This is a genomic window from Paenisporosarcina sp. P4_E4_2, assembly GCF_056401595.1.
This window is the reverse complement of record NZ_JBFUJC010000419.1, coordinates 1-2406: the sequence shown is the minus strand read 5'-3', so window position 1 is coordinate 2406 and position 2406 is coordinate 1. Positions and strand designations below refer to the sequence as shown.

Below are 2406 nucleotides of genomic sequence, written 5' to 3'. Positions count from 1 at the left end.
ATGTTTGAGGACTGATGCCAAGTTTTTTTGCCAGCCTCGGATTACAGTCACTGAAAATCTCGGTTGTCGGCACTAGCTCAGATAACTGGTCTGATGAAACGCCAGCGATTTGCAATGCCTCTTCATCCCAAGCTAGGTTTTTGAGATTCATCATCCCCATAGCCGAAGCCAATGAATGATCGACAACATAGCGATTAAAGAACTTGTTGAAAACATATTCTTTGATGCCTATATATTTTTTCACTTTGGCCGCAAGCTCAGGACGATCATTCACAATCCAAGCAATTTTGCTCAATGGTGACATAGGGTGAATAGGCGTTCCTGTCCGTTTGTAAACCTCATGGCCATTTAATTCTTGCTTTATTTTACGCGCCCAAGCCTCGCTACGGTTGTCCGCCCATGTGATGCACTGAGTAAGTGGCTGATCATTTTCATCAATCGCAATGACACTGTGCATCGCACTGCTGAACGAAATGAACAACAATTTATCCGGGGCAATCCGTGAAAGGCTCATGACATTGGAGATTGATTTTACGACTGCTTGAAATATTTCTTCAGGATCTTGTTCCGCAGTTGAAATATCCGGTGTATACAATGGATAACCGATATTCTCTTGTTGAACGATTTCACCTGATTCAGTAAATAAAACCGCTTTCGTACTCGTTGTCCCTATGTCCACACCTAGCATATAGTTAGTCATAAATTTTGCTCCCTTTCTTTTGTGAGCATTTGTTGAGACATCCAAAGGTCTTCCACTTTCTCTTGAACATCCTCGAAGTTTTGATGCAACGCTTGAACCATGACATCCCGATCTTTAGTTTGAATCGCTTTTATATAAATATCGTGATTGTTTAAGACACGTGAATAGTCTTCAAACTTTTCTTCCATTCGCATGCGCATTGATAAAAGAATCAAACTTTCCATGACCGGTTTTGTATTGTTCCAAATCAGCAGAATATAGGAATGGTTGATGGATCGAACAATCGTTTCATGGAATAACACGTCCTGGTAAGAGAACTCATCCGCATCTTTATACTTAATCGCAACTTCCATCATTTCACGTATTTTGCTTAGTTCCTTCACCAAAACAGTCGTATCTATTTTCAATATCCGTTCATATACAAATGTTTCAATCATCAGTCGAACGTCATATAGCTCTTTTATGTCCTTTTCTGCTAATCCAACGACAACAGCACCCATCCGTTCGAGACGAATGATATTTTCCGATGCCAATATTTTAAGCGCCTCACGAATAGGCGAACGACTTACATTAAATTCTGTAGCTAATTTGTTTTCCGAAAGCACAGTGGCAGGCTCAATAAGACCGGCAATTATTCTGATTCTTAGCTCACACGCTAACCGTACACCCATGGAAGCGTTTGCATTCCACTTTTCAGGATAGATAAATTTTTGTTTTTCACTCATTCGTACCTTCCTACTTTCACAACCGACATACTTGTATACAAGTATAGTAATGGACTTAAATGAAAATGTAAACGCTTTTATCTCATGTACTTTCTTCCATCGATAAAGGCTCAGTTTAACTTTATGGTTGATTCTTTATAAAAATTAAAGGGAATCGGCTCCCGTTCCGCGGACGTACCAGACAAGCCTCCTCGGGCCAAGAGGGTGTTAGTCACGAAGGCGTTGCCACAAAACTGCATTTTGCGACGAGTAACCGCAGGACCAGCACTTTTAAAAAATGAGACCCACAAGTATGTTGGTTTTCATACTTGTTGGGCTCATGCAAACGTGCGGCTAGCGCAAATGTACGATAAACAACCCTATCGTTTACTAGAGCCTAAATAAAAAAAGAGCTAGGGATTCACCCCAGCTCGACTTGTTCATTATGAAATGAAGGTTACTCTTAATTCACTTGGAAATTACTTTTTAGTTAGTAGGTAAATAAAATATGGTGCACCGATCAGTGCCACCATGACGCCTGCCGGAAGTCCATTCGGTTCAACAATATTGCGTCCGATTGTATCCGCAATGAGCAGGAGCCAGCCACCAATGAGTACGCATAGCGGTAGAAACAGCTGGTGTCTGGGACCAATAAGCGTACGTGCAATATGTGGTGCCATCAACCCGATGAATGAAATCCCTCCTGTTACAGAAACAGCTGATGCTGCAAGTGCCACAGCTGCAAGTGTTAGGACAATACGCTCTTTCTGAACGGACAGACCTACGCCAATTGCTACTGGTTCACCCAGCCCAAGGATGTTCAACCGGTTCGCTTTAATGATAGCAAACGGGATTAGTACGACCAACCATGGCAAAATAGCCAATACAAACGGCCAGTCCGTCCCCCAAATACCCCCGGCAAGCCAACGAGCAATGAAATCGACTTTAATTCGGTCAGCAGAAGAAATCAATACAATCATGGCACCTGACAATGCCATGGAC

The 2406-nt window shown here is 42.2% G+C and carries 3 protein-coding genes; all 3 read right to left on the bottom strand.

Annotation, left to right across the window (positions count from 1 at the left end; translation table 11 throughout):
• A partial coding sequence (locus AC1DSB_RS18065) for an FGGY family carbohydrate kinase (RefSeq protein WP_477587289.1) occupies positions 1-700 on the bottom strand: 700 nt, incomplete at its 3' end.
• A complete protein-coding gene (locus AC1DSB_RS18060; RefSeq protein ID WP_477531078.1) occupies positions 697-1425 on the bottom strand; it encodes a GntR family transcriptional regulator in 729 nt (242 codons plus the stop codon). The genes AC1DSB_RS18060 and AC1DSB_RS18065, both read right to left, overlap by 4 nt.
• A 458-nt stretch (positions 1426-1883) precedes the next feature.
• Positions 1884-2406 (bottom strand): FecCD family ABC transporter permease (locus tag AC1DSB_RS18055; protein ID WP_477587288.1); only part of this gene is annotated, 523 nt, incomplete at its 5' end.